The organism is Microcystis aeruginosa NIES-2549 (genome assembly GCF_000981785.2).
Classification (GTDB): Bacteria; Cyanobacteriota; Cyanobacteriia; order Cyanobacteriales; family Microcystaceae; genus Microcystis; species Microcystis aeruginosa_C.
The window spans coordinates 2672786-2695771 of the sequence record NZ_CP011304.1 but is presented as its reverse complement, the minus strand read 5'-3'; the positions used below and the strand labels follow the sequence as shown (position 1 = coordinate 2695771).

The following is a 22986-nucleotide window of genomic DNA, read 5'->3' as shown; positions in this document are numbered from 1 at the left end:
TTGAAGGACTTATAAAAACCAGAGGAAAGCAATTAAAATAATAGTGAGAGTGGCGGCAAAAATGAGAGCGTATTCAATTTTTTGATTGATAATACCAATAACCATGACTAGGGTAATTGCCAGAAGAAACACACCGATATAGACTAGATCTTGAGTACCTGAATTAACTAAATTATTATTTAAAGTCGGTGGGGGTGTGGGAGTTTGTAGAATTGTTGATGAGAGACTAATCGTGGAGGTAATGAACATAAATATTTATGACTACCATAGAACTAATTTTATACAGTAAACCGGACTGTCATCTTTGCGAAGGGTTGCTAGAAAAACTAGAAAAAATCCGTCAACCGGAGTGGCAGTTAGAAATTAGGGACATTACCAGTCGAGAGGATTGGTTTAACGCTTATCAGTACGAAATCCCCGTCCTCTGTCAAAAACTAGCCACGGGGGAAAAAATCCTTCCTCGTCTTTCCCCCCGGGCAAATGCCGAACAATTAGCCCGTCTTTTAGCCAATAATTTAACCTAGGGGCTAATTACCCGGACTAGGAATAACGACCGGACTAGGAGAGGGAGAAGATTGGGCGACCGGTTGCGGTTTGGCTGCGGGTTGAGTTTGATACCATTTAAAGTGTTGGTAGGCCGTGCGCGATATTTGTTGAATCAGAGTCCTAGCGTTACTATCATTGTGGGGACGTTTGACCATTACTGCTCCTAGATAGCGTTTCCCGTTGGGCATATCAATAATCCCCGCATCCGCTAACAGCGAGCCAATATCACCGGTTTTATGGGCAATATCGGCGGATTTCTCGATACCTTGCGGCAGCAGGGTGCGAGTGCGCGTTTCCTGCATAATATTTAATAGACGATCGCGGGAACGTAAACTGAGTAATTCCCCTTGATTAACTTTTCCTAAGATTGTCACCAAATCTCTCGGACTTGTGGTATTGGTTCCTTCCAAGTCTGGTAAAGGGTTATTAATTACCGTACTGGTCAAACCCCAAGCTTGAAAACGCTGATTAAGAGCCTTTTTGCCTCCCATGCGCTTGATTAACATATTAGTAGCGGTATTATCGCTAATTACGTTCATTTTAGTGGCGGTTTCTAGGGCAGTATAGGTTTTATTCACTCCTAGATACTGCATATCCCCAGATCCACTGGCCATGACATCCTTACTGGCCACAAGGGGTTCATCGAGACGAATTTTTCCCGCATCCACATCCTCAAAAAAGGCCACCAGAATCGGGATTTTAATCGTACTAGCGGCGGAAAAAATAGTATCTCCGCGAAAATTAGCGTAAGCACCGTTATCGAGGTCAATAAATAAAGCTCCCGCCTGTAATTTCGGATATTTGACCGCTAAAGCCTGTAATTTCTGGTTGAGGCTGCTAAGATTTTCGTTTAAAACTAACGTGGTCGGTTTTGGGGTGACGGGTTGGGGAGTCGGGGAATTAGTAGCGGTGGGTTTTGGGTGTAGGGGTAATTTGCTCGGATCCACCACCGTTAAAACTGTACCAGCGATCGCACCTAAACCGACACCAAGGATAGAGAAGCGAAGAACCTGAAGGAGAAAAGAGGCGATTAGGTTAGGTTTACGTTGTTTTTGCGACTTTTTAACTGGTACAGGCCTTTTTTTATTGTTTGAGTCCATAGACTTAGGGGACCCAGGGCCGGATTGGACTTTAGTGGGACGACGAGTTACTTGACGAGTCACGGTTTTCCTCAAGGGTATCCAGATTTATTATCGATCGCTAGGAGAATTTTTTTTCTTGCCCTTGAGACTATCAAGACCGAGAAAAAGTTGCCCGATACTTTCAATATGACCGATAATGCCCCGCAGCAGGGCTAATTCCTCCACCGTGGGCCGGGCCCGATGATAAAATTGCCGGAATTTCTCCATCCTAGCGGCGGCGGTGTGGGGGTAAAGATAGCCAATTTTGAGCAAAAAGCTCTCCAAGTGCTGATAATAGCCTTCTAGAGCCTCAAAAGTGGCATTAGGGAGCGTTTCTACCGGGGGTTCGAGCCTATTTTCCGTCGCCATTTGATACAGTTCGTAGGAGCAAACCGCCACCGCTTGGGCGAGATTAAGGGAGGAATATTGAGGATTAGCGGGAATACCGACAAAACGCTGGGCGTGGTTCAGTTCGCTGTTACTTAAACCCCGGTCTTCTGGCCCGAAAATTAGGGCCGATTCCAGGTTAGGGGTGAGTAACCAGGGTAAGGCGGTCCGGGGTGTTTCGAGGGGAGTATTCAGGTGACGGGGTTTCGAGGTGGTGGCAATGATGCGATGACAACCCTGCAAAGCTTCCCCCAAGGTGGCTACCCGTGAACAGTTTTCTAGGACTTCAATTCCGTGTACTGCCATGCGTCGCGCTTCTTCTGCAAGGATATCACAGGCGGGATTGACGATAATTAAGCGACTTAAGCCCATATTACGCATAATTCTGGCAGTGGAACCCACATTTAAGGCTCCGGCCGGTTCAACTAAAATAATTCTCAGGCGATCGAGTGGGGAACTCTGATTATTTTCATCTACACTCATAGATAAGGCGCAGTTTTTGACTTTTTAATTTTAATCATGGCACGTCAGATCTCGAAGTCCGATCTTCCCAGTAAAATTTGTCCTGTTTGCGGTTTATCCTTTACTTGGCGCAAAAAGTGGCAAAACTGTTGGCATGAGGTCAAATACTGTTCAGAACGTTGTCGTCGTCGCAAGTCCTCGGCGAATCAGTAAAAAGCCGAGAATTTTAACTATCAAATAGGCACTCTTGCAAAGGGCAATTTTTAGCTGAGGACTTAGATGGGTAATTAATTTTGCTTAGGTACTCTATTGGCTTTTAATTTTACGGCTAATTTAGTAAGCTGATACTTGGCTAAATTAACTTTTTCTTAAGAGAATCTGAATGCACATTGCCTGGTTAGGAAAAAAATCTCCTTTTTGCGGTAACGTTACCTATGGGCGAGAAGTGACTAATTCCCTGCTCGATCGAGATTATCAAGTCAGTTTTCTGCATTTTTCTTCCGAAAAACCCACCGTAAGCGATTGGCCGGACTTTTACGACGAAATCACCCTGCCACGTCTCTATAGTTCCCAAGTCTATACTATTCCCACCCTGAAATCGAGTCGGGTTCTACAGGATAAACTCAGGGAACTGAAACCGGATCTAGTTCATGCGTCCTTACCCCTGTCTCCCCTCGATTTTCTGCTACCGGAAATTTGTGAGTCTTTAGATTTGCCTCTGGTGGCGACTTTTCACCCGGCTTTTGATAGTAAAATTCGCAATCTCATCTCCAGTACCCAATTATTAACCTACCAACTACACGCCCCTTTTTTAGCTAATTACGATAAGGTAATTATTTTTTCCACCTCTCAACGGGATTTTTTAGTTAAATTGGGAGTTCCCGAAGAAAAATTAGCAATTATTCCCAATGGGGTTGATGTTAATAAGTATTGTCCAGGACTATCGAATATTAAAGCTCAATATAATGCCGATTGTTTATTTGTTTATCTCGGTCGGATCATGCCGGAGAAAAATGTAGAATCTTTATTGAAAGCTTGGAAAAAAACCAATTTAGGGGGTAGATGCAAACTGCTCATTGTTGGCGATGGCCCGTTAACTCCTTCCCTCAAACCTTTTTATGGAGAAGAAGATGGTATTATCTGGTTAGGTTTTATCGGCGATGAAAATAAACGAATTGAAATTTTGCGCGGGGTTGACGGCTTTATTTTACCCTCATTAGTCGAAGGTTTATCGATTTCCCTCTTGGAAGCGATGGCCTGCGGTGTTGCTTGTCTGGCTACGGATGTGGGGGCCGATGGGGAAGTGTTAAAAGGTGCGGGAATAGTTCTAGATACTAAAGGACTAATTACCCAATTAAAAACTCTCTTGCCCGTCTTACGAGATCATCCCGAATTAACCACAATTTTAGGTCAAAAAGCCCGTCAAAGAGTTTTAGACTCTTATACTCTCAGTAAAAATATTGATCGCTTACAGTTAGTTTATCAAGAAGTGTTAGCCGAAAAACAATCTTCTCTTAGCTACTTTCACTAAGGAATTTATATGACGATTGCCCGGACAATTTGCTTGGGATTTATTGCGGTAATTTTAGCGGGAACTTCCCTGTTGATGTTGCCTGTTTCTACCACTAGCGGCACTTGGAATGACCCAATTGTTGCCCTCTTTACCTCCACTTCTGCCGTCTGTGTCACGGGTTTAGCGGTAGTAGATACGGGTACTTATTTTTCTTTTTGGGGTCAATTATTTATTGCTTTATTAGTGCAAGTGGGGGGGTTGGGATATATGACCACTACCACTTTTTTAATGTTATTAATTGGGCGAAAATTTGACCTGAGACAGAAGTTAGCAATTCAAGAATCCTTTGATCGACCTTTCCTGCAAGGTAGTCAAAGTTTAATGAAATCAGTGATTGCTACTACTCTAGTTTTTGAGTTAACAGCAACTTTGGTTATGTTAACTGTCTTCGCCCAACAGTATGATTTTAGATATGCGGTGTGGTTATCTTTATTCCATAGTATTAGTGCCTGGAATAATGCGGGTTTTGGCTTGTTTAAAGATAACTTAATGTCCTATCAGTCTTCAATTATTATTAACTTATCTATCACAGGATTGATCATTTTTGGAGGTATCGGTTATCAGGTAATTATCGAGTTTTACACTTGGTTTATTCACCGCTTTCAATATAAACGAAAAGGCTTTGTTTTTTCCCTTAACTATAAAGTTGCTATCAGCACAACTATATTTTTATTAGTGATAGGAACCTTAGCTTTTTTACTTACTGAACAGGGAAATACTGACACTTTGGCTAATTTATCAATTAAAGATAAATTGCTGGCCGCTTGGTTCCAATCGGTAACATCTAGAACAGCAGGATTTAATACTATTGATATTGGTAAAATTTCCGTAGAAGGTTTATTAATTACCATGGCTTTGATGTTTATTGGTGCCAGTCCTAGCGGTACAGGGGGCGGTATTAAGACCACAACTTTTAGGATTTTATATAATTGTACCCGCTCGGTTTTAAGAGGTCGTGAAGAAGTGACTCTTTATCAAAGACGCATTCCCACGCCGTTAATTTTAAAGTCAATGGCGGTGGTTTTTGGTTCGGTTATAGCGATTATTATCTCCACCCTAGCTATCTCATTTGTGGAGACAGATTTTCAAATGATTCAACTGTTTTTTGAGGTGGTTTCTGCCTTTGGAACTGTCGGCCTATCTACGGGTATAACCGCCGCTTTATCGCCGATTTCTAAGTTAATTATTATTTTTATGATGTATTTGGGACGGGTAGGAGTTATACTTTTAATAGCGGCTATTATCGGCGATCCGAAACCAACAGTTATTAATTACCCCGAAGAAAACCTTTTAGTGGGATAATTAATATCAGTTATTAGTTATCAGTTATCAGTACCTATTGACACCAGCATTTTAAATGCCTAACAGTTTAACTTAAAATTATGCAATCAATTAAATTTTTTAGTAGTATGCGTCCCCAAAATCGTCAATTTGCCGTCATCGGATTAGGCAGATTTGGGCGAGCCGTTTGTGAAACCTTACGCAAACAAGGTTATCAAGTGGTAGCGACAGATATTGACGAAGGATTAGTAGCACAAGCGTTATCTGATCGAATAGTAGATAATGCGATCGAGCTTGATTCTACCAAACCTAACGCCCTGCGAGAAGCAGGAATTTTTGAAACCGATACGGTGATTGTTGCTATTGGTAAATACGTGGAAGAAAGTATCATTACTACTCTCAATTGTAAGGAAGCGGGGGTTAATTTTGTCGCCGCTAAAGCCTCCACAGAAATCCATGGAAAATTACTAAAAAAAGTTGGTGCAGATTTAGTAGTTTTTCCCGAATACGATGCCGGTTGTGAGTTAGCGCACCGTTTAACTAGACCATCAATTTTAGAACGATTTGATCTCGATCCCGAACATAGTATTGTCGAGTTAAAAGTCCCGGAAGCTTTTCACGGTAAAACCCTAGCAGAGTTAGAAATTCGTAATCGTTATGGGTTAAATATTGTCGCTGTCGGTAATGCGGAAAAATTCAAGATTAACCCCAATCCCCAAGAAAGATTACACAAGGATTTAGCCATGGTGGTAATTGGTTCTAACCGAGATATTCAGCGTTTACCGATGTAAAATTTAGTCAAATAGATGAAGGCGATTTTTTAGCCGTTAGCCTTTTAGCCGTCAGCTTTTTTCTCCTGATATCCCTGTTCACTGATAACTGATAACTGATAACTGATAACTGATAACTCATAACTGATAACTGATAACTGATAACTGATTAATTTCCTCGCCAAAAGACAATCGAATTATTGAGAGGTTGGATGATAGTGCCGGGATAATAGAAAGCGAGAATTTGTTCGGGAGACCAACCCAAACGGGCCAAATTATAGGAACCAAATTGACTTAATCCTACCCCGTGGCCGAAACCGCCACCAATAAAGTTATAACCCTGGATCTGTCGATTGGTATCGTAGATAGGATCGATGTAGAATAGGGTACTGCGAGGTGGTCCTAAGGCACTACGCACCTCATTTTTATGCAGTTCCAAAATCCCCTTATCGGTTTGAATAGTCATAGTCAGAATCCGACCGGAAGGAGAGCGCTTAGTCACTTCCATCCATTGAATTTTCTGGAAGTCGGCAAGGGGATGTTTTCTGCGTGTTAAATAGGTTTCTAGGTCTTGACTCAAATCAGCTAAAGAAGCTTGTTTTTGCCAGCGAAAGACCCGTCGGCCTGTCTCATTAAAACCATCTTTAAGATTAATAAACTGGCGAAAAGTTGTCTCATTAGCGAGAGATTGTTTCGACAGATCCCAGACTCGATTAGGGGAGTCCACCACTGCCCGGAGATAAGGTCTTTCTTCCCCATCCCACACATCACTAAAGAGGGCAGTTACCCCGCCGGTGGTGGAGGAATAAAGGGCATCCACTAACTCATTTTGGTAGGTTAAAACCAGGCCTCGCGTGGCTGCGATCGCTTGATCAGCCCGGGGATTAGTTCCCGTCAATCCATAATAAACTTGACAATGGGTATCGGCACAGAGTTCGTAATTATCGGCTTGAAAACGGCGGAGATTGCGGAGGGCGTAGGTGCGGGCGATAATAGTTTGCGCCCGGGTAGCACTTTCTGGGGCATCATGACCGATTTCGTGGGGTACAACCCCGCGCAGGTAGGTTTCGAGGGGAACGTTATTAACTAGGGTAAAAGTGCCGTAGGCGTTGGGCTGTAGGCGCATGGTTCCCCCGTACAAACGTACCTGATCGGGGCCATGGGTAACTTGAATCAGGTTTTTTTGGCTCTCGATTTCTAATTCTTTGGGAAAATAGCGCACCCCGTTGATCTGGAAAGAAACTTGCGGCTTTTCTTTGAGTAAAACAGTATTAATATAGGGTTGATTGTGGCCTTTGGTTTGCAAACTGGTCAGCAACCAACGCCGCACTAGGGGATTTTCATAAACTTCTCGCTTTGCCCAAACCTGCCAGCGTCCGGGTTGGGTAATTTCCACTTTAATGCCCATTTTTGCCCAATTTTTGGCGCTATTTTCGGCGGTTTCAAAGGTGGCGTGGTCGCTCAAAATGACTTTTTCTTGGAGGATGGGAGAAGCGAGGGGACGGGGAATAACTTCTAATTGTAGGCGATTGGTTTGCAGGGTTTGGGATTGGCCATCTTCTCCCACCACGCGCAGGGTGAGATTATCACCACTGGTACTGCTCAGGGTTAATTTTTCCTTGGCTTCATCGCCAAAACGTTGGACAATGCCCACTCTCAGAAGGACATCCTTGGCTATAGCGGCAGGAATTAGGGTTAAACTGAGCAAGATCGCCGCAGTTATGGAACTGATGCTAATTATTTGTTTTTTTTCCTTGATTTTTAGCATAAAGTCAAGTATCTGTTAATAAGTTTTCATAAAAGTTGAGGATATTCAGAGATTATAGCAGCAAGCTATCAGCTATCAGCCGTCAGACTTCGGCGTGAGCTTTTGTCGAACACTTTTTGCTCCCTACTTCCCACTGATTACTAAGTAGTCGTGCAAAATAAATTTCCTAGTGAAGAAAGGCAAAAGGCAGGAGGCAAGAGGCAAGGGGGGGTAGATATGTGTAATTAATTTTGCTTAGGTACTTAATTACTGCTCACGGATAACTGAAAAGTCTCCCCACTTGCCAATTCATAATTCATAATTCCCATCTAACTTCCCCCATCGCTGATAATGCGTAAACGTACCATTTTTTGACCACCTTCATCCAGTTCTACTTCGATCACTTCACTGGTTAAACTTTCCAAACAGGTTAACATCGAGCGCAGATGGGGATTACTTGCTCCCGTATCCACATAGAGGCGATCAGACAAACTACCCAAACGTTTCCAAGTAGTATAAAGTTTAGCCACGGCCTGCTCTAATTGTGTGGCTTGTTTAACCAGATCCGCCGCCGTATTTAGACAATCGACGCGCAAAGCTTCTTCTAAAGCCATTTCGATATCTAAATTACCCCGTCGGAGAGTTTGTACTTGGGCCGCCGCATCGAGATATTTAGCTAAACTGCGTGCTTCCGAGGTGATTAGTTTTACCGTGTCCACATCGGGATTAGCGGCGATTTCTTGACGGAGAGTGTCGATATGAGTATCGGGTAACTTTTCTAATTCTTTCACTAGAGGGGCGAGATGACGCGCCGGTAAACTGCCGTCGCTGGCTTTTTCCTTCACTTCATCGGGTAGTAAATCTGAACTCATAGCCGTCCATTCATCGGCCAATTGCTTCACCTCCCGACGGGTAATTCTCTCCCCTTGTCGGGCCGCATCACTGACTAATTTTTGAATTTCGGGGGCAGATTTGGCCGTTTCTACGAAGGCGCGTTTACTAAAATTATTGATACTATCGGGATCCAGTTGTCCTTCTGCCAGGAGAGTATCGGCACTATTAGCCAATTGAATCAGAGCATAAGCTTGACTTTTAGTGATTTCTCGCTGTTTTAACCAGTTTAAAAAGCCTGTACCGCGACTATCACCGCCTTGCTTCTCCCGGTCGCGAATAGCTCGCAAAATTCGCCCACGCCAGATTTCCGTTTGCAAATCAAAGCGATCGCAGACTTTCCAAAAAGAATCCAGTTGCTGCTGAAAGTCGTGATCTTGGATGGTTTCATCTTCGGGATCCGGCAGTTGAAAGTTAAACTCTAGAGGCGTTTCAAAGGCATCAATGATCGCGGAGGTGTCGGAGGGGAACGTGGCAGCATCAACCATATATGATAGACTCGGCAGTTAATCAGGCATTTTATCTTAACTCGCTCTGGCAACCCCCGACAAGCCGATCAATCGTCAGGTCAAACCCCACACCCCACACCCCACACCCCACACCCTGTCCCCACGAAAAACTTTTTCAGCCAACCCTAGTTAGGGGAAGCATTGGGGGGACTAGGACCAGTAACGGGTGCGGAAGGTGTCGTCCCGGTCGTGGGACCAGTAACGGGTGCGGGGGGTGTCTTCACTGGAGTGGGACTGGTGACAGGTGCGGGAGAAATCGATGGATTGGAAGCGGGATCACGACTCAGGAATTGCCAAGCGATCGCAGCCAGCAAACCGAGAACACCGACGGCGATCGCTACCACCCCTAGGGGTGAAACGGTAGTGGGTGCGGGTGGAGGGGGAGGGGTAGGACTAGGAACCGAAGAAGATACGGGGGGGGGAGTGGGTATTGCCGTCACCACTTCTTCCCCGGGGTAGGTGTCCCCGCTGTGATCAAAATCTTGGTCATCAAGATCGGGAATAATTCGTTCTTTGGCCTGAGCATAAACTAAAGGACTGACAGTTTCAGCCGCAGGAACTACCCGACAATAAACTAGGGCGATGGTGGAGTTATCGTGACCGTTTTTCTGGTTAGCTAGTTGTAATAAACTTTCCCCCACGGCCGTCACGCTTTTCTCTCCCCGCAAAAGAGGCAGAATTTCAATGTCCCAGTATTGTTCTACCCGATCATAATCACTTAAACCATCGGAACAGAGCAGAAAAACACAATCTTGATCAACAATCAACCTCTGAACGGTGGGATGGAGATTATTGGCGCTACTCATCCCCAAAGCTTGCACCAAGGCCCCCGCGTTGGGATACTGTATGGCATCACGATAGAGGAGATAGCCTAATTTCACTTCCCGGTCAGCGAGATCATCATCTACCGTCACTTGATGACAACTGTGGGTAGTAATCCAATAGATGCGGGAATCCCCCACATGGGCCGCGTACATTTCTTGGGCCTGGCCAAAGGCCATGACTAGAGTAGTACCCATGCGCCGACGATCTTGTCTCAACTCCTGATCATTGCGTTGACTGATCAGATCATTGGTGACACGAATCGCCTGTTCGAGGACAAGACTGTGACTATCGGGATAGAATTCAATATCGCTCGTGGGACTGCGATTAATTTCCCTAGGCAGGGTTTTGATCGCCAATTGAGCAGCGATTTCGCCCCCTTCTTGACCGCCGATGCCATCACAGACAATCGCCAGGGGATTTTGACCATTAGACAGGGTTATGGCCTGATTAGCTGGGGGATAACAGGCATCCTCGTTGTGTTCCCGCAGCGGACCGGTATCGGTGCAGGTAAAAATCTCATAGGTGCGTTCTTGACCTCTACCGTAGTGCTGTAGTGCATAATCGAGAATAGTGATCAGGGATTCCGGGCGATCGAGATCACCGGATTCTAGCTCTTGGGTTAGGGATGTGAGAAAATCTTGAATATTAGCAGCTGCCGTCGGGATCAGACCGGCCCACAGGGTCCCTAAATCTCGTAAATTGGGAGCGGTGGCCTCGTCTTTGCTTAATTCTAGCAATTGCAGCAGCTGATTATTCACTCTTGTCAGAGAAGGGTTAAGCAGACTAGAAACCACAGCTTTTTTCTGGAGGGGATGCCAAAGTTTGGCCATTTGCCATAACCAGTGAATTTGCCTTAAATCGGAAGCCTGCGACCAAACCTCGGCCAGAGTGGGCAATAGTTCTGGATAAATTAATTCTCCTGTTTCGTCGAGGGGAATAGTGCCGTATTCTAACAGCCAGATGTCCATATTTAAGCGTTCATCGGGACTGGGAATATAGCCATAGACTTGGGGAATGTGGAGATGGAAGGGTAACAATTTTAGGTAGAGGGAAATCCAGCTAGGAGGTTCGTCCGGCGCTTGGGGTGCTTGAGCGGGTTTAGTATCAAGAACAATTTGTGGTTGTTTGACCAAATAACGATCATCAATTAGCTCGCCAACACGATAATAGGTTCTCACCCAATCACCCATCATCCATAAATAGCGCTTAACTAAAGGAGTGCCGCATTTTTCACAGAATCTATTAGTGAGAGCGTTCGGGGATAGACAGGTTAGGTTTTGACATTGGAGGGTTGTCACGGAATCCATGAAAACTGCTTACTCCTAAAGCGCGATTAGTATAGGTTAATAAAATAGCGTGTTTTTACCCACGATGACTGCCAGTGTATTCCAGTGTTTCTCAAATTTTAACCTTTGTGGCTTGATCGGGAATAATTAATGCTGACAGTGCCATCTCTATAGGTATATCTGGGGAAGTGGGAAGTGGGAAGTGGGGTGTGGGGTGTGGGGTGTGGGGTGTGGGGTGTGGGAAGTGGGAAGTGGGGTGTGGGGTGTGGGGTGTGGGGAGAGTAAAGCTGCCTCCTGTCTCCTGACTCCTATCTCCTGACTGATAACAGTTTTTAAATATTTTTCCACATCAGCAAAGATCGAGTTTGAAAGCCGAGATTTTGGTAGAGATTGAGAGCATTGTCGTTATTGATGAAGACTTGTAAGCCGATGCGGGTTTGTCCGCGACTTTTTGCCCAATCCTTAGCTCGATCGATTAGTGCGCTGGCGATACCTTGGCGACGATGCTGGGGATCGACGTAAATTAGGAAAATATGACCATAGCGATCGCCTGTCACCTGATCGACGGCACTCCCCATCCAGAGACAAGCGATCGCTGTTTGCTGCCCTTCGACGATCCACAGGGGAGTATCGAGGCCAAAAAACTGTCTGACTGTATCAGCTAGATGGGAGAGGTTTTTTTGTTCGGGAAAAAATTCTTGATAGCTGCGGGTGAGAAAATTAATTAGTAGATAGCGATCGCTGGGTTTTCCCAGTCGCAGCTGATAATTTTCGGGAAGGTTAGCCATGCCAAGGATAAGAGAAAATTATGCCCAGGGATGGCTCGATCGGAGCGGGTGCGGCTAAATCTGCCGGTAAAAAAATCCGGATGCCGGTGGCAACCAGAGCAACTAAAAACACTAAGATAGTCAGGAGCGGGGCGATATATTGCCGGAAAAAAGCCATAATTATTTGATCTGTAAACTGCTGTTCTTTCTATTTTAGGGATTGCCAGTGGAGATATCAGCAATTTTTTTCCTAAAAATTCGCCTAAAAAAAAGTGACCGGCATACCGATCACCAAAAACCGACAACTAGACTATGACTAAACACCGATTAAATCTAACGAAGGTGCAAATAGGCCGCCTCTGCTTCCAATTGACGTACTAAAGCTTCATTTCCCTGCGCTCTAGCTACTTCCAGTCGGTGTTGCAAATTTCTGCGGAGTGTTTCTCTATGAGCGACGGTGGCCTGTGTTAGGACTTGCTGACGATTTTTGTTCATGATGGACAGACTTTTGAGCGACTTAACTTACCTTATATCTAAATCATAACATTCTCCTTAGTAAACTGTATCTTTAGTTACCGAATTTAGCGTTAAGATTTATTAAAGCTGTTGGCCACCATAGTGACAAGTCTAATGACGGAACAGGCACTAATAACCCTTACTAGCGATTTTGGACTACAGGACGGTTATGTAGGCATGATCAAGGGAGTAATCGCAGAAATTGCCCCCCATGCTCGCACGATCGATCTTAATCATCAAATTTCGCCCCAAGACCTCTACGCTGGTCGTTTTATTCTCCTGAATGCCTATCAGTATTTTCCCCAAGGCACTATTCATCTGGCAGTTATAGATCCGGGGGTAGGAAGCAAAAGACGCGGGGTAGGGATTCGTTTTGCCGGTGGTTATTTAGTTGGTCCAGATAATGGTTTATTTAGTGGCATTTTAAGTCAATCTCCCGCTATATCTGCCGTTAATCTCGATAATTCTTCCTATTGGCGCACCCCTAACCCTAGCACTACTTTTCACGGTCGTGATATTTTTGCTGCTGTGGCCGCTTATTTGGCCCGGGGAGTACCCCTAGAAATGTTGGGTGAGATTATTGATCCCGATAGCTTGCAACAATTAGCGATCGCTGTTCCGCAAATCGAGGAAGATAAAATTAGGGGTCAAATTCAATATATTGACATTTTCGGCAATTTAATCAGCAATATTCCCGATTATCTCCTAGAGGGAAAAAATTGGTCAGTGCAGTTGGGTCCAAAAATTATCCCCACAAAAAACACCTACAGTGATGTTCCTTCGGGGGAAATAGTCGCTTTTATCGGTAGTCACGGGGGGTTAGAAGTTGCCGTCAATACTGGCAGCGCTCAAAGGCAATTAGACCTAAATATTGGCGATGCGATCGAGGTTAGAATAGATAGGAGTCAGTGATCAAAACTGATAACTGATAACTGATAACTGATAACTGATAACTGATATAGCCTTTTAATCAATTTTCATACTAATATCTAACCAAGTAGAACGGGTAATCGGGGCGCTAGTAGAAATATAATCTACTCCTGTTTCGGCAACGTTGCGAATGCGATCGAGGGTAATATTTCCCGATGCTTCTATTTTGGTTTTACTATTAAAATTGCGGATCATCTCCACAGCAGTTTGCATCATCTCTAAATCCATATTATCTAACATAATGATCTCTACCTGCTGCTGTAGGGCCTGATTCACTTCTTCTAATTGGCTGGTTTCTACCTCAATTGTGAGAGGATAGGGCATATTTTGCCGTACACGACGCACTGCTTCCTCGATGCTGCCGGCAGCTTGAATATGATTATCTTTAATCATAATTGCATCATCTAACCCCAAACGATGGTTAATAGCGCCACCGATACCGGAGGCATATTTTTCTAAAATTCGCAATCCGGGGGTAGTTTTGCGAGTATCCACCAATCTTGTCGATAAATCGGCAATTTTATCCACATATTTGCGAGTTTCACTAGCAATCCCACTCAAGCGCATGGCAAGATTTAAAGCGACTCTTTCCCCGATTAACAGCGCATCGAAGGAACCTTCTATCTCGGCAATAACTTTAGACTTCGGGCAGAATTCCCCCTCGGCAACGGTGGGGGTAAAGTGAATAGTGGGGTTAAGCAGTTGAAAAACTCGTTCAGCTACGGGTAAACCGGCAATAACTCCCGCTTCCTTGGCAATCCAAGTGGCTTGACCGATTTTAGCATGACCGAAGAAAATTGCTTGGGTGGTGCGATCGCCTCTACCGAGATCTTCTCGTAACCAGTTTTCTAACAAGGGATCAAGGACTAATAGGGGCGGTAACATAGAATTTATCGAAACAATCGGGACGTATTTATTTTAAGTCTAGGAAGGTTTGACCTTTTTGTAAACTTTCTTTAATCGAAACTTATCCCTTCATAGATTAACTCGATCGCACAGTGAAAATCGAGACTAGATAGAATAATTTCTTCTCCTTGACTATAAGCGCAGTAAAACCAAATTTTATCTTCACCGCGACGATAAACCTCAACACTGATCGATTCGGGATCGACTAAAACGTATTCTTGTAAACTGGCAATCTGACGATAATATTGTAACTTTTTAGTGCGATCATAGTTGCCTGTGCTAGGGGAAAGCACTTCAATAATTACTTGTGGATGTTGAATAAAATTACGAGATTCTCTATCCCTAGAATCGCAACTAATCACTAAATCGGTATAAAAATAACGACTATTATTAGCTTGTACTTTCACATCAGATACATTCACCCGACAGCCTCGCGGACGGAGATGAGAATATAAAGTTCTGTAAAAATTCAAGGTAATATCATTATGGGGCAGACTACCCCCAGTCATGGCGATAATTTCCCCATCAATATATTCATGGCGACCGGACTGGGTAGCTTCCCATTCTAGATACTCTTCTGGGGTCATTCTTTCTGGGTATTGAGGTTGAGCAATCATTTTTATTTTTCCTTGTCAACTAACTAAATTAATATCCCATGTCCTTTTTATCTTATACCATTTTCTCGCCCGAAGATTGAAGAATAGTCATAATTAAGCGGTGACTGATTACCCTAATGATAAGATGGAGAGAGAAAGCATTATTGTCGCAGGTCGCTAAGATGACGAAAACAGTTGCCGATATCATGACTCCCAATCCCATCACCGTCACCGCTAACACTTCTCTGTCGGAAGCAGTGAAGATTTTGGCCGAAAAGCGGTTTAGCGGTTTACCCGTGGTGGATGACAAGATGCGACTGATTGGGGTTATCTCCGAAACTGACCTTATGTGGCAGGAAACGGGAGTAGAAGCTCCTCCTTACATTATGCTCCTCGATAGCGTCATCTATCTACAAAATCCTAGCCGTCACGAGAAATTGCTCCATAAAGCTCTCGGTCAAACCGTGGGGGAAGTAATGACCGATAAACCTATTAGTATCACAGCTGATCGCCCTTTGAAAGAAGCGGCCTCGTTAATGTATGATCGTCATGTGCGTCGTTTGCCAGTGATTGAGGAAGAAACCCACAAAGTAATCGGTATTATCACTCGCGGCGATATCATTCGCGATATGGCAAAATCGGAAGCATAATTGCTTTTCTAGGGCAACAATTAACTAAAAGATCTTGAACAAATGAATCAATCTCAAGAAACGGTTACTTATTCCCTAGAAACTATCTTGATGCGGATTGAGGGAAAAATCGATTTAGCTGGGGCAATTGTGAAAACTTTTTTTCCCTCGATCCCCCCTTAATAAGGGGGGTATCTGACAATTTTTAACACCTATCTACTTAATCCCTAAATTCTTATTTCCCTGGCAATTTCTCTAAAAACTATCAGGATGAAGCGCCGTCAATTTCTTACTACTACTGCCCTAACTGCTGTTAGTTTTTCCCTAATTCCTAGAAAAGTTTTTAGCAGTAATTTTCCTCTAATTAGACCACCACATTTACAACCGGGGGACGGAGTGGGTATTATTAGTCCGGCAGGGGCAACTTTTAAAGAAGATGATTTGAACATAGTTATCGAAGCAGTTAAAGCCCTAAAATTAGTGCCAAAAGTTGGTCAATACGCTTTAGATAGTTATGGTTATTTAGCTGGTAAAGATGGCGAGCGAGCGTCGGATATAAATCAATTTTTTGCCGATGATACTATTGCCTTAATTTTACCAATTCGCGGCGGTTGGGGAAGCGCTCGTTTATTACCTTATCTCGACTACGATTTAATTCGTCGTCATCCTAAAATCATCTGTGGTTTTAGTGATATAACTTCCTTATTATTGGCTATTTATGCCAAAACTGGTTTAGTTACTTTCCATGCTCCCAATGGCTTTTCTAGTTGGCGCACCGCTCAAACTGAAAGCTTTCGACAAGTTTTATTTTCTGGGGAAAAGTTGACTTTTAGAAATGTTCCCGATCCCGATGATGCTAATCGTTTAATGCAGGTAAAAAATCGCATTCAAACTATTACTAAAGGTCAAGCCAAAGGTAAATTAATCGGCGGTAATTTAACCACTTTAGCCTCGATCGCGGGTTCTCCCTATCTACCCGATTTTACCGGAGCTATCCTATTTTTAGAAGATATTGGTGAAGATGTTTATGAAATTGATCGCCTGTTAAATCAATTAAAATTAGCGGGAATTTTCGATAATTTAGCTGGATTTATCTTCGGTCAATGTAGCAATTGTAGCGCCAATAGTGACTATGGTTCCTTGACGTTAGAAGAAGTGATCCGAGAATATATCCAACCCTTAAAAATTCCCGCTTGTTTGGGTTTAATGATCGGACATTTGGAAATTATTGAAACTATTCCCATCGGCATTGCAGTAGAATTTGATGCTAATCGGGGAACGATTACTATGTTAGAATCTGCGGTTAGTAAAGCGTAAAATAGCTGACTGTTGCTATTCGCTTTTTTAACTGATAACGGAATATTTAGACTGGCGAAGTTACACTAAATCCGTTGAGTATAGGCTAGTTAAGTAGGGTTTGCGGCAAAAAGTTATTGAAAAGTACAGGTCTCTTAATCAATGATTTCACTTAGCTACAAGCATAAGCTTTCGTTGTTGATTAATTCCTAAGTTATAAGTAGCTAGGCAGAATTAAACTTAAAACAGTGAGTTTCGTGTCCTCCTTTTTGAGCGCGAGCTTCGATCCCTTGTTTAACAGCGATCGCTAAATCGTACTCATCGGGAAAAATTTGACCTGCCAGTTCGTGAGTTTTCAATTGATGCCATTCAGTTTCAATAAGATTCATTTCAGAGGAATATTTGGGCAGTTGAAAGAAAAATAATCCTTGCTGCTGCCACTTATCCCAATATTCTCTGACTTGCTTACTCGTATGAATGGGATGATTAAGTAGGGTTTGCTGAATAAATCTAAAAACATTGTTCGATAAGACTTTTAGACCTTTTTGAAGTCCAAAAGTAGCGGCCATTGGAGTAATCGGGGGGAAAATTCAGGTACTTTTTCCCTGAAAATTAGGTAATTGACCCCCTGAAAATCGGTAAAACCCTACACCCAACGCCCGCTCATGTTACGCTACCGCTAACCCATCCTAGAAATAATTGTGCCTCCCTACTTATGACCCTAGATATTATCCCCGAAGGCGAAGAACGCAAAGTGGAAGCTGTCAGTAGTGCCGCTATTGATGGTGCGCCGATCGCCTATATTGTCGTCTTAGCGGCAATTGTCACTACCCTTTCTTTTATTCCCTTCTCCATTGTCCTCGCTTCCGGCGGTAGTATGCCCCTCAGTCAAGCGGTTTTTCCCCTCTTGGGTTGGTTACTCGGCCCGATCGCTGGGTCGATCGCTAGTGGTATTGGGTCCTTAATTGGGGCTTTCCTCGCCCCCTACACGGCAGGAATTCCCGCTATTTCGGTCTTTGGGGCTATTTTGTCCAGTTTTGTGGCGGGAACGATGGTTTTAGGCAAAAAACGCCGTTATTGGTGGTTAGGATTAACGTTAATTTTTCTGATTCCCCTATTTATCTACGCTAACCGGGCGATCGGACTGAACGGTATTTCGCCACGGGTCTTTATCGCCGGGGCTTTCGTCGATTGGTCGGCGTTGGTATTATTTATCCTACCAACCCGGACTCTGTTTACCCATTGGATCAAAGGTAGTAACTTTGTCCTAGTAGCGGCAGGAATTTTTGGCGGGACTTGGACCGCCAGCGGACTCTCCCATTTAGGGGTCGCCGCCATTACCTACTCGATTTTTAACTGGCCCGAAGAAGTCTGGATCGCTTTAATTCCGATCATTCCCGTAGAAAATCTGATTCGTTCCCTCGTCGGTATGGTGATCGGCTGTGGTGTGATTGCCGGTTTACGGGCGATCGGTTTGGTCAAATCACGAGAGGCGATCTACTAGGTAGAAAGTTTTCCCTTTGGGGAGTGGGGGGGGTCGGGTATCGGGGCGGACACAACGGCAAGAATTCCGGAGTCGCACCCAACCCGACAGCGAAAAAAAAGAGAACTAGCGTTTTAGCCAACTCATCATCGCCCGCAGATCTTGACCGACTTCTTCGATGGAATGTTCTGCTTCTTGACGACGCATAGCGGTGAACCCCGGTTTACCTGCTTGATTTTCGAGGACAAACTCTCTGGCAAATTGTCCCGATTGAATTTCCCGGAGGATTTTTCGCATTTCGGCCTTAGTCGCTTCCGTCACCACCCGCGGACCGCGAGTATAGTCACCGTACTCGGCTGTATTGGAAATACTATCGCGCATTTTGGCTAAACCGCCCTCGACGATCAGATCGACGATCAGTTTCACTTCATGCAAACACTCAAAATAGGCTAATTCGGGCTGATAACCAGCTTCCACGAGGGTTTCAAAGCCAGCTTTAATTAAAGCACTTAAACCGCCGCATAATACTGCCTGTTCGCCAAAAAGGTCGGTTTCTGTCTCCTCGCGGAAAGTGGTTTCCAAAACCCCGGCCCGAGTGCCACCGATACCTTTAGCGTAGGCCATCGCCCGCTCGCGTGCTTGGCCGGTAGCATCTTGATAGACGGCGAATAAACAGGGGACCCCTTGACCTTGTTCGTAGGTGCGACGGACGAGATGGCCCGGTCCTTTGGGGGCGACCATAACCACATCGACATTAGCTGGGGGGACCACTTGACCAAAATGAATATTAAAGCCGTGGGCAAAAGATAACACCTTGCCTGCGCTTAAATTGGGAGCAATTTCGTTGAGATAAATCGTTTTCTGCACTTCATCCGGTAAGAGGATCATGATCCAGTCGGCAATTTTAGCGGCTTCGGCCACATCATAAACCGGAATACCAGCTTCTTTGGCTTTGATTGCCGATTTACTGCCGGGATATAGACCAACAATCACATTAACGCCACTATCCTTGAGATTTAATGCGTGGGCATGACCCTGGGAACCATAACCAATAATAGCGATCGTTTTTCCCGCTAATAAATCTAAATTGGCATCCTCATCATAGTACATTCGTGCCATCGAACTCGCTCCTTAACTTCTTTTGTCACTGTGCAAACTCCTAATTATACGCGAAAATCACGCCTGTCAGAAGCATTCGATCGCCGGTTTCCTGAAGTCACGAAAAAATAGTGTCTAGAAAAATTCAAATTTTCTCGAGATATTTGGGTACTCTAACTAGGGTTGGCTGACTTGATCTAGTGGAGCAGAAAAAAAAGGGGGGTAATGGCCAATTTTTAGCTTCGACTTGGTTCTTTCACCAAAATTGATTACAATATCATCATCAATAGGTGCTTCCTCTCCCCTCACCCAGTCAAGATTAACCTCGCTCTGAACACAGATAATCGGGTTAGCGAGTACAGAAATAGCTTCTCTCCCCCTCGATTTTCGCCTTTTCTAGGTAATTTAACCGTTCAGGATCGTTTATAGACTAATTTACTGCCCTGATCGATACTAGATAAAATCAAGTCAAAAAATTATTGGCTTTGTTGATCACCAATTCCCTTAGAGCTGCCCCAGAAAATCTATGGTAAGTTTTTTTAAAAAGCTATTGACAAAAAAAACTCAAGGTGTTGGGTTAGAGATTACCCCAGAGCGCATTAACGTGGCTCAGATCGCCAAACAGAAACAAAATTATAAATTAGTTAAATATTGTTCGTCGGATATCCCAGAAGGCATCTTTGAGGAGGGAAAAATCGTCGATTCCGCCGCTTTAGCGGAATTAATCCAAGAAGTCCTCAGGGAAAATAAAATTACTAGCAAACGAGTCGCTACTGGTGTCCCCATGCGCGAGTCAATTATCCGGATTATCGCCATTCCCTCGGAATTGGACGAGGAGGAATTACGCGATCTGGTCTTAAATCATGAAGCTAATTTATACCTTCCCTATCCGCGTGAGGAAGTGGATATCGACTACCAAAAACTGGGCTACTTTCAGGACGAGGACGGGATCGAAAAGGTGCAGGTTTTGCTGGTAGCTACTCGTCGGGAGATCACCGATGCCTATCTGGAAACCCTGCAACAGGCAGGATTACAGGTAGATGTGCTAGAAATTAATAGTTTTGCCCTAATTCGGACGATTCGCGATCAGTTGCGACAGTTTAGTTCCAATGAAGCTACCGTTATTGTCGATATAGAATTTGATAACACGGAAATCGCCATCGTGGTGGACGGCGTTCCCCAATTTTCCCGCACTGTCCCCATCGGCACTTTCCAGCTACAAAATGCCCTTTCCAGGGCGATGAATTTGCCCACCTCCCGCAGTCCTGAGATTCTTTTGGGGATGACAATCCCGACTACTGCCTTTGATAGTCTTGGCACCAATACCAGTGTTTCCAGAAGCTTTACTACCGCCGGGATGGCGGCACTGATGCGGGTTTTGGGGGAATTAACCGATGAATTGCGGCGATCGATTAATTTCTATCTTAACCAAAGTGATGAACTGGAAATTGTCCAGTTACTTTTAGCAGGTCCCGGGGGCGGTTTAGCACAACTAGATGAATATTTTACTCAACGTCTTAGCATCACTACTATGCCAATCGATCCGATCGCATCACTGAACCTAGATATCGATCAAGAGATTCCTAATACCCAAAGACCTGGTTTAGGAACAGTTCTCGGTTTAGGATTGCGGGAGGTATAGACAAAAATTATGTATAGTCTTGACGTTAATTTTCTCAAAGATCGCCATCCTAACCGAACAGTCCAAACAACCTCTAACTTCGAGATTTCCACCTTTATTAACCTGAGTAAACAAGTACCCCTGTTCATCGGTGTGGGAGTGGGGGCCGGATTATTGGCACTGACGGGATTACTCGGTTTAACCGTCGGTTGGAAAACCAGCGAAACTCAGGCCAAAATTCAGCAACTGGACGGGGAATTAGGTCAAGTACAAGTCCAAAGTAAAAAACTAGAAGACATCAGAGGGCAACTAAAGGCGGTAGAAGCAGAAAATAAAGCTCTGGTGGGTGTATTTAATCAGATTAGGCCTTGGTCAGCCATTCTCCAAGAAATTCGCCAACAAACTCCTTCTAGTGTGCAGTTAAATAGTGTGCAACAGGTGGAGGTTCCCGCGAACCCCAATCAAGGGCAAGCCAATCCGGCTACTCGCTTAAAAATCAGTGGTTTTGCCAGTAATTACGAAGCAGTCAATGATTATCTTTTAACCCTACAAGCTTCCCCTTTTTTACAGGGTAAGCAAACGGCGATCGAAAGTGCTGCCCTGGCCGATTTACCCGTAGAGGTGGATAATCAGTACAAGAATATTAATATTACTTTCCCCCAAGTGGTTCAATTTGTGATCACCACCCAATTAAGTGATACTCCCACCACCCAACAACTGCCCAATCTCGCCAGGAATGGAGCGGATGGAGTTATCACTAGGATTAATACTCTCAAACGCCAAGGAGTTATTCAACCATGACCTTTACTGAAGAATTTGAGAAGCTGAAATTAGAGGAATTTGAGGAGTATCCTATCGCTTTCGGGATAACTTTTACTCCCCGCAATAGTGGCATCGCTGCCGCTATGCTAGGTTTACTTGGCTCCCTCTATCTGCTTTTTAACTGGGTGATGCCCGCTTATAATACCTTGCAGCAACTGCAAACCGATGCAGCCAACAAACAACAACTGGTAGATCAACAAAAAAGCCGTCTGGAATTTTCAGAATTCCAAAAAATCGAGGGTCAGTTACAACAAAAAAAAGCTATTAAACAGAAAATTCTCTCGCTTTTTGCTAAAGAAAGGGACTTAAACACAATTCTCTTAGATGTTAGTAATATCTTTAAGTCTCGCGATGTTAAGCTGGTTAGTTTTCAACCCCAAGGACTAGAACCGGTGGTGATATCCGATGGTTCCCTCGGTAGTGAGGTTAATAATAAGCTCAAACGTCAAACTTTTAACGTCAAGATGGAAGGGAACTATGCTAAAACTCAAGAGGTTATTCGGGATTTAGAAAGATTACAGCCCCTCATTTTGCTGAACAGTCTCAATACCCAAGTGGACAAGGAAGGATCGACGGTTAAAGTGGTTAGTACCAGCAAAAATAAAGCCACTATCGTTCCCCAAGGCGATAAACCCGTGACTACCACCTTTCTCCTCGATGTGATTATTCCTCTCAGTGCCGAAGAATTAGCGAAATTAGCACCACCCCCACCTGCTGAAGGTCAACCCGCCGCCGAAGGTCAACCCCCCGCCAGTCCGCCCCAATAATAGTCTTCCATCCGGTGTGATACTAAATCCGTTGAGTATAGGCTAGTTATGAGGAGAGGCACTCATGCAAGAGGCAAGAGGCAAAAGGGGGAATAAATAATCAGTTTTTAATAACCAGATTTAGTATGAGTATTGTGTTTTTTTGTCCGTTGAATCG

General features: G+C 44.2%; 25 protein-coding genes. 12 read left to right on the top strand and 13 right to left on the bottom strand.

Annotation, left to right across the window (positions count from 1 at the left end; all coding sequences use genetic code 11):
* Window positions 1–9: 9 nt before the first annotated feature.
* A complete protein-coding gene (locus tag myaer_RS13245; RefSeq protein WP_046662437.1) occupies window positions 10–249 on the bottom strand; it encodes a hypothetical protein in 240 nt (79 codons plus the stop codon).
* An 8-nt stretch (window positions 250–257) separates the two neighbouring features.
* Between myaer_RS13245 and myaer_RS13240 the strand changes: the two genes are divergently transcribed.
* Complete coding sequence (locus tag myaer_RS13240; RefSeq protein WP_002750529.1) at window positions 258–524, top strand: glutaredoxin family protein; 267 nt, start codon at window positions 258–260, stop codon at window positions 522–524.
* A gap of 3 nt (window positions 525–527) precedes the next feature.
* On the opposite strand, the gene myaer_RS13235 is transcribed toward myaer_RS13240, so the two are convergent.
* Together myaer_RS13235 and myaer_RS13230 are read right to left on the bottom strand one after the other, a co-directional pair.
* Window positions 528–1709, bottom strand: a complete 1182-nt coding sequence (locus tag myaer_RS13235) for a serine hydrolase (protein WP_046662436.1) — start codon at window positions 1707–1709, stop codon at window positions 528–530.
* A gap of 27 nt (window positions 1710–1736) precedes the next feature.
* Window positions 1737–2537, bottom strand: coding sequence for an RNA methyltransferase (locus myaer_RS13230; protein WP_046662435.1), 801 nt, complete (start codon window positions 2535–2537; stop codon window positions 1737–1739).
* Window positions 2538–2573: 36 nt separating this feature from the next.
* Here myaer_RS13230 and myaer_RS13225 point away from each other — a divergent pair, with 36 nt between their 5' ends.
* The 4 genes from myaer_RS13225 (at window position 2574) to myaer_RS13210 (ending at window position 6161) form a co-directional block, all read left to right on the top strand.
* Window positions 2574–2729: a DUF2256 domain-containing protein gene (locus myaer_RS13225; protein WP_071846465.1), complete on the top strand. Its 156-nt coding sequence runs from the start codon at window positions 2574–2576 to the stop codon at window positions 2727–2729.
* A gap of 169 nt (window positions 2730–2898) precedes the next feature.
* Window positions 2899–4047 (top strand): glycosyltransferase family 4 protein, encoded by a 1149-nt coding sequence (locus tag myaer_RS13220; RefSeq protein WP_046662434.1) that lies wholly within the window; start codon window positions 2899–2901, stop codon window positions 4045–4047.
* Window positions 4048–4056: 9 nt separating this feature from the next.
* Window positions 4057–5391 (top strand): TrkH family potassium uptake protein, encoded by a 1335-nt coding sequence (locus tag myaer_RS13215; protein WP_046662433.1) that lies wholly within the window; start codon window positions 4057–4059, stop codon window positions 5389–5391.
* Window positions 5392–5471: 80 nt separating this feature from the next.
* Window positions 5472–6161, top strand: a complete 690-nt coding sequence (locus myaer_RS13210; protein ID WP_046662432.1) for a potassium channel family protein — start codon at window positions 5472–5474, stop codon at window positions 6159–6161.
* A 148-nt stretch (window positions 6162–6309) separates the two neighbouring features.
* Here myaer_RS13210 and myaer_RS13205 read toward each other — a convergent pair whose 3' ends face one another.
* From myaer_RS13205 to myaer_RS21685, 6 genes are all read right to left on the bottom strand, one after another.
* A complete protein-coding gene (locus myaer_RS13205; protein ID WP_046662431.1) occupies window positions 6310–7908 on the bottom strand; it encodes a SpoIID/LytB domain-containing protein in 1599 nt (532 codons plus the stop codon).
* Window positions 7909–8216: 308 nt separating this feature from the next.
* Complete coding sequence (locus tag myaer_RS13200) at window positions 8217–9266, bottom strand: hypothetical protein (RefSeq protein ID WP_002765465.1); 1050 nt, start codon at window positions 9264–9266, stop codon at window positions 8217–8219.
* 146 nt (window positions 9267–9412) lie between these two features.
* On the bottom strand, window positions 9413–11419 hold the full coding sequence (locus tag myaer_RS13195) for a PP2C family protein-serine/threonine phosphatase (protein WP_046662430.1): 2007 nt from the start codon (window positions 11417–11419) through the stop codon (window positions 9413–9415).
* Window positions 11420–11730: 311 nt separating this feature from the next.
* Window positions 11731–12186, bottom strand: a complete 456-nt coding sequence (locus myaer_RS13190) for a GNAT family N-acetyltransferase (protein WP_046662429.1) — start codon at window positions 12184–12186, stop codon at window positions 11731–11733.
* Window positions 12179–12343 (bottom strand): hypothetical protein, encoded by a 165-nt coding sequence (locus myaer_RS21690; protein WP_002732944.1) that lies wholly within the window; start codon window positions 12341–12343, stop codon window positions 12179–12181. Before myaer_RS21690 ends, myaer_RS13190 begins: the two co-directional genes overlap by 8 nt.
* 155 nt (window positions 12344–12498) lie before the next feature.
* Window positions 12499–12660 carry a hypothetical protein gene (locus myaer_RS21685; protein WP_002733724.1) on the bottom strand — a complete coding sequence of 54 codons (162 nt, stop codon included), beginning with the start codon at window positions 12658–12660 and terminating at the stop codon, window positions 12499–12501.
* 135 nt (window positions 12661–12795) lie between these two features.
* Here myaer_RS21685 and myaer_RS13185 point away from each other — a divergent pair, with 135 nt between their 5' ends.
* On the top strand, window positions 12796–13593 hold the full coding sequence (locus myaer_RS13185) for an SAM hydrolase/SAM-dependent halogenase family protein (protein WP_046662428.1): 798 nt from the start codon (window positions 12796–12798) through the stop codon (window positions 13591–13593).
* A 54-nt stretch (window positions 13594–13647) separates the two neighbouring features.
* Here the strand turns inward: myaer_RS13185 and nadC are convergent, their stop codons facing one another.
* A complete protein-coding gene (gene nadC / locus myaer_RS13180; protein ID WP_046662427.1) occupies window positions 13648–14496 on the bottom strand; it encodes a carboxylating nicotinate-nucleotide diphosphorylase in 849 nt (282 codons plus the stop codon).
* 71 nt (window positions 14497–14567) lie between these two features.
* A complete protein-coding gene (locus tag myaer_RS13175) occupies window positions 14568–15134 on the bottom strand; it encodes a Uma2 family endonuclease (RefSeq protein ID WP_046662426.1) in 567 nt (188 codons plus the stop codon).
* 161 nt (window positions 15135–15295) lie between these two features.
* Here myaer_RS13175 and myaer_RS13170 point away from each other — a divergent pair, with 161 nt between their 5' ends.
* Both myaer_RS13170 and myaer_RS13165 read left to right on the top strand, forming a co-directional pair.
* Window positions 15296–15763 (top strand): CBS domain-containing protein, encoded by a 468-nt coding sequence (locus tag myaer_RS13170; RefSeq protein WP_046662425.1) that lies wholly within the window; start codon window positions 15296–15298, stop codon window positions 15761–15763.
* 249 nt (window positions 15764–16012) lie between these two features.
* On the top strand, window positions 16013–17059 hold the full coding sequence (locus myaer_RS13165; RefSeq protein WP_046662424.1) for a S66 peptidase family protein: 1047 nt from the start codon (window positions 16013–16015) through the stop codon (window positions 17057–17059).
* A gap of 203 nt (window positions 17060–17262) precedes the next feature.
* Here the strand turns inward: myaer_RS13165 and myaer_RS13160 are convergent, their stop codons facing one another.
* Window positions 17263–17607, bottom strand: a complete 345-nt coding sequence (locus tag myaer_RS13160) for a transposase (RefSeq protein ID WP_052734183.1) — start codon at window positions 17605–17607, stop codon at window positions 17263–17265.
* A 146-nt stretch (window positions 17608–17753) separates the two neighbouring features.
* Between myaer_RS13160 and myaer_RS13155 the strand changes: the two genes are divergently transcribed.
* Window positions 17754–18542, top strand: a complete 789-nt coding sequence (locus myaer_RS13155) for an ECF transporter S component (protein WP_046662423.1) — start codon at window positions 17754–17756, stop codon at window positions 18540–18542.
* Window positions 18543–18647: 105 nt separating this feature from the next.
* Here the strand turns inward: myaer_RS13155 and ilvC are convergent, their stop codons facing one another.
* Entirely contained in the window at window positions 18648–19640 is a 993-nt protein-coding gene (gene ilvC / locus myaer_RS13150) for a ketol-acid reductoisomerase (protein ID WP_046662422.1), read from the bottom strand.
* 505 nt (window positions 19641–20145) lie between these two features.
* Here ilvC and pilM point away from each other — a divergent pair.
* From pilM to myaer_RS13130, 3 genes are read left to right on the top strand one after another with little or no spacing between them, the layout of a single operon-like run.
* Window positions 20146–21261: a type IV pilus assembly protein PilM gene (gene pilM, locus myaer_RS13140; protein ID WP_046662421.1), complete on the top strand. Its 1116-nt coding sequence runs from the start codon at window positions 20146–20148 to the stop codon at window positions 21259–21261.
* A gap of 9 nt (window positions 21262–21270) precedes the next feature.
* Entirely contained in the window at window positions 21271–22041 is a 771-nt protein-coding gene (locus myaer_RS13135; RefSeq protein WP_046662420.1) for a PilN domain-containing protein, read from the top strand.
* On the top strand, window positions 22038–22829 hold the full coding sequence (locus tag myaer_RS13130; RefSeq protein WP_046662419.1) for a hypothetical protein: 792 nt from the start codon (window positions 22038–22040) through the stop codon (window positions 22827–22829). The genes myaer_RS13135 and myaer_RS13130 overlap by 4 nt, the downstream gene beginning before the upstream one ends.
* The last annotated feature ends 157 nt before the right edge of the window (window positions 22830–22986 follow it).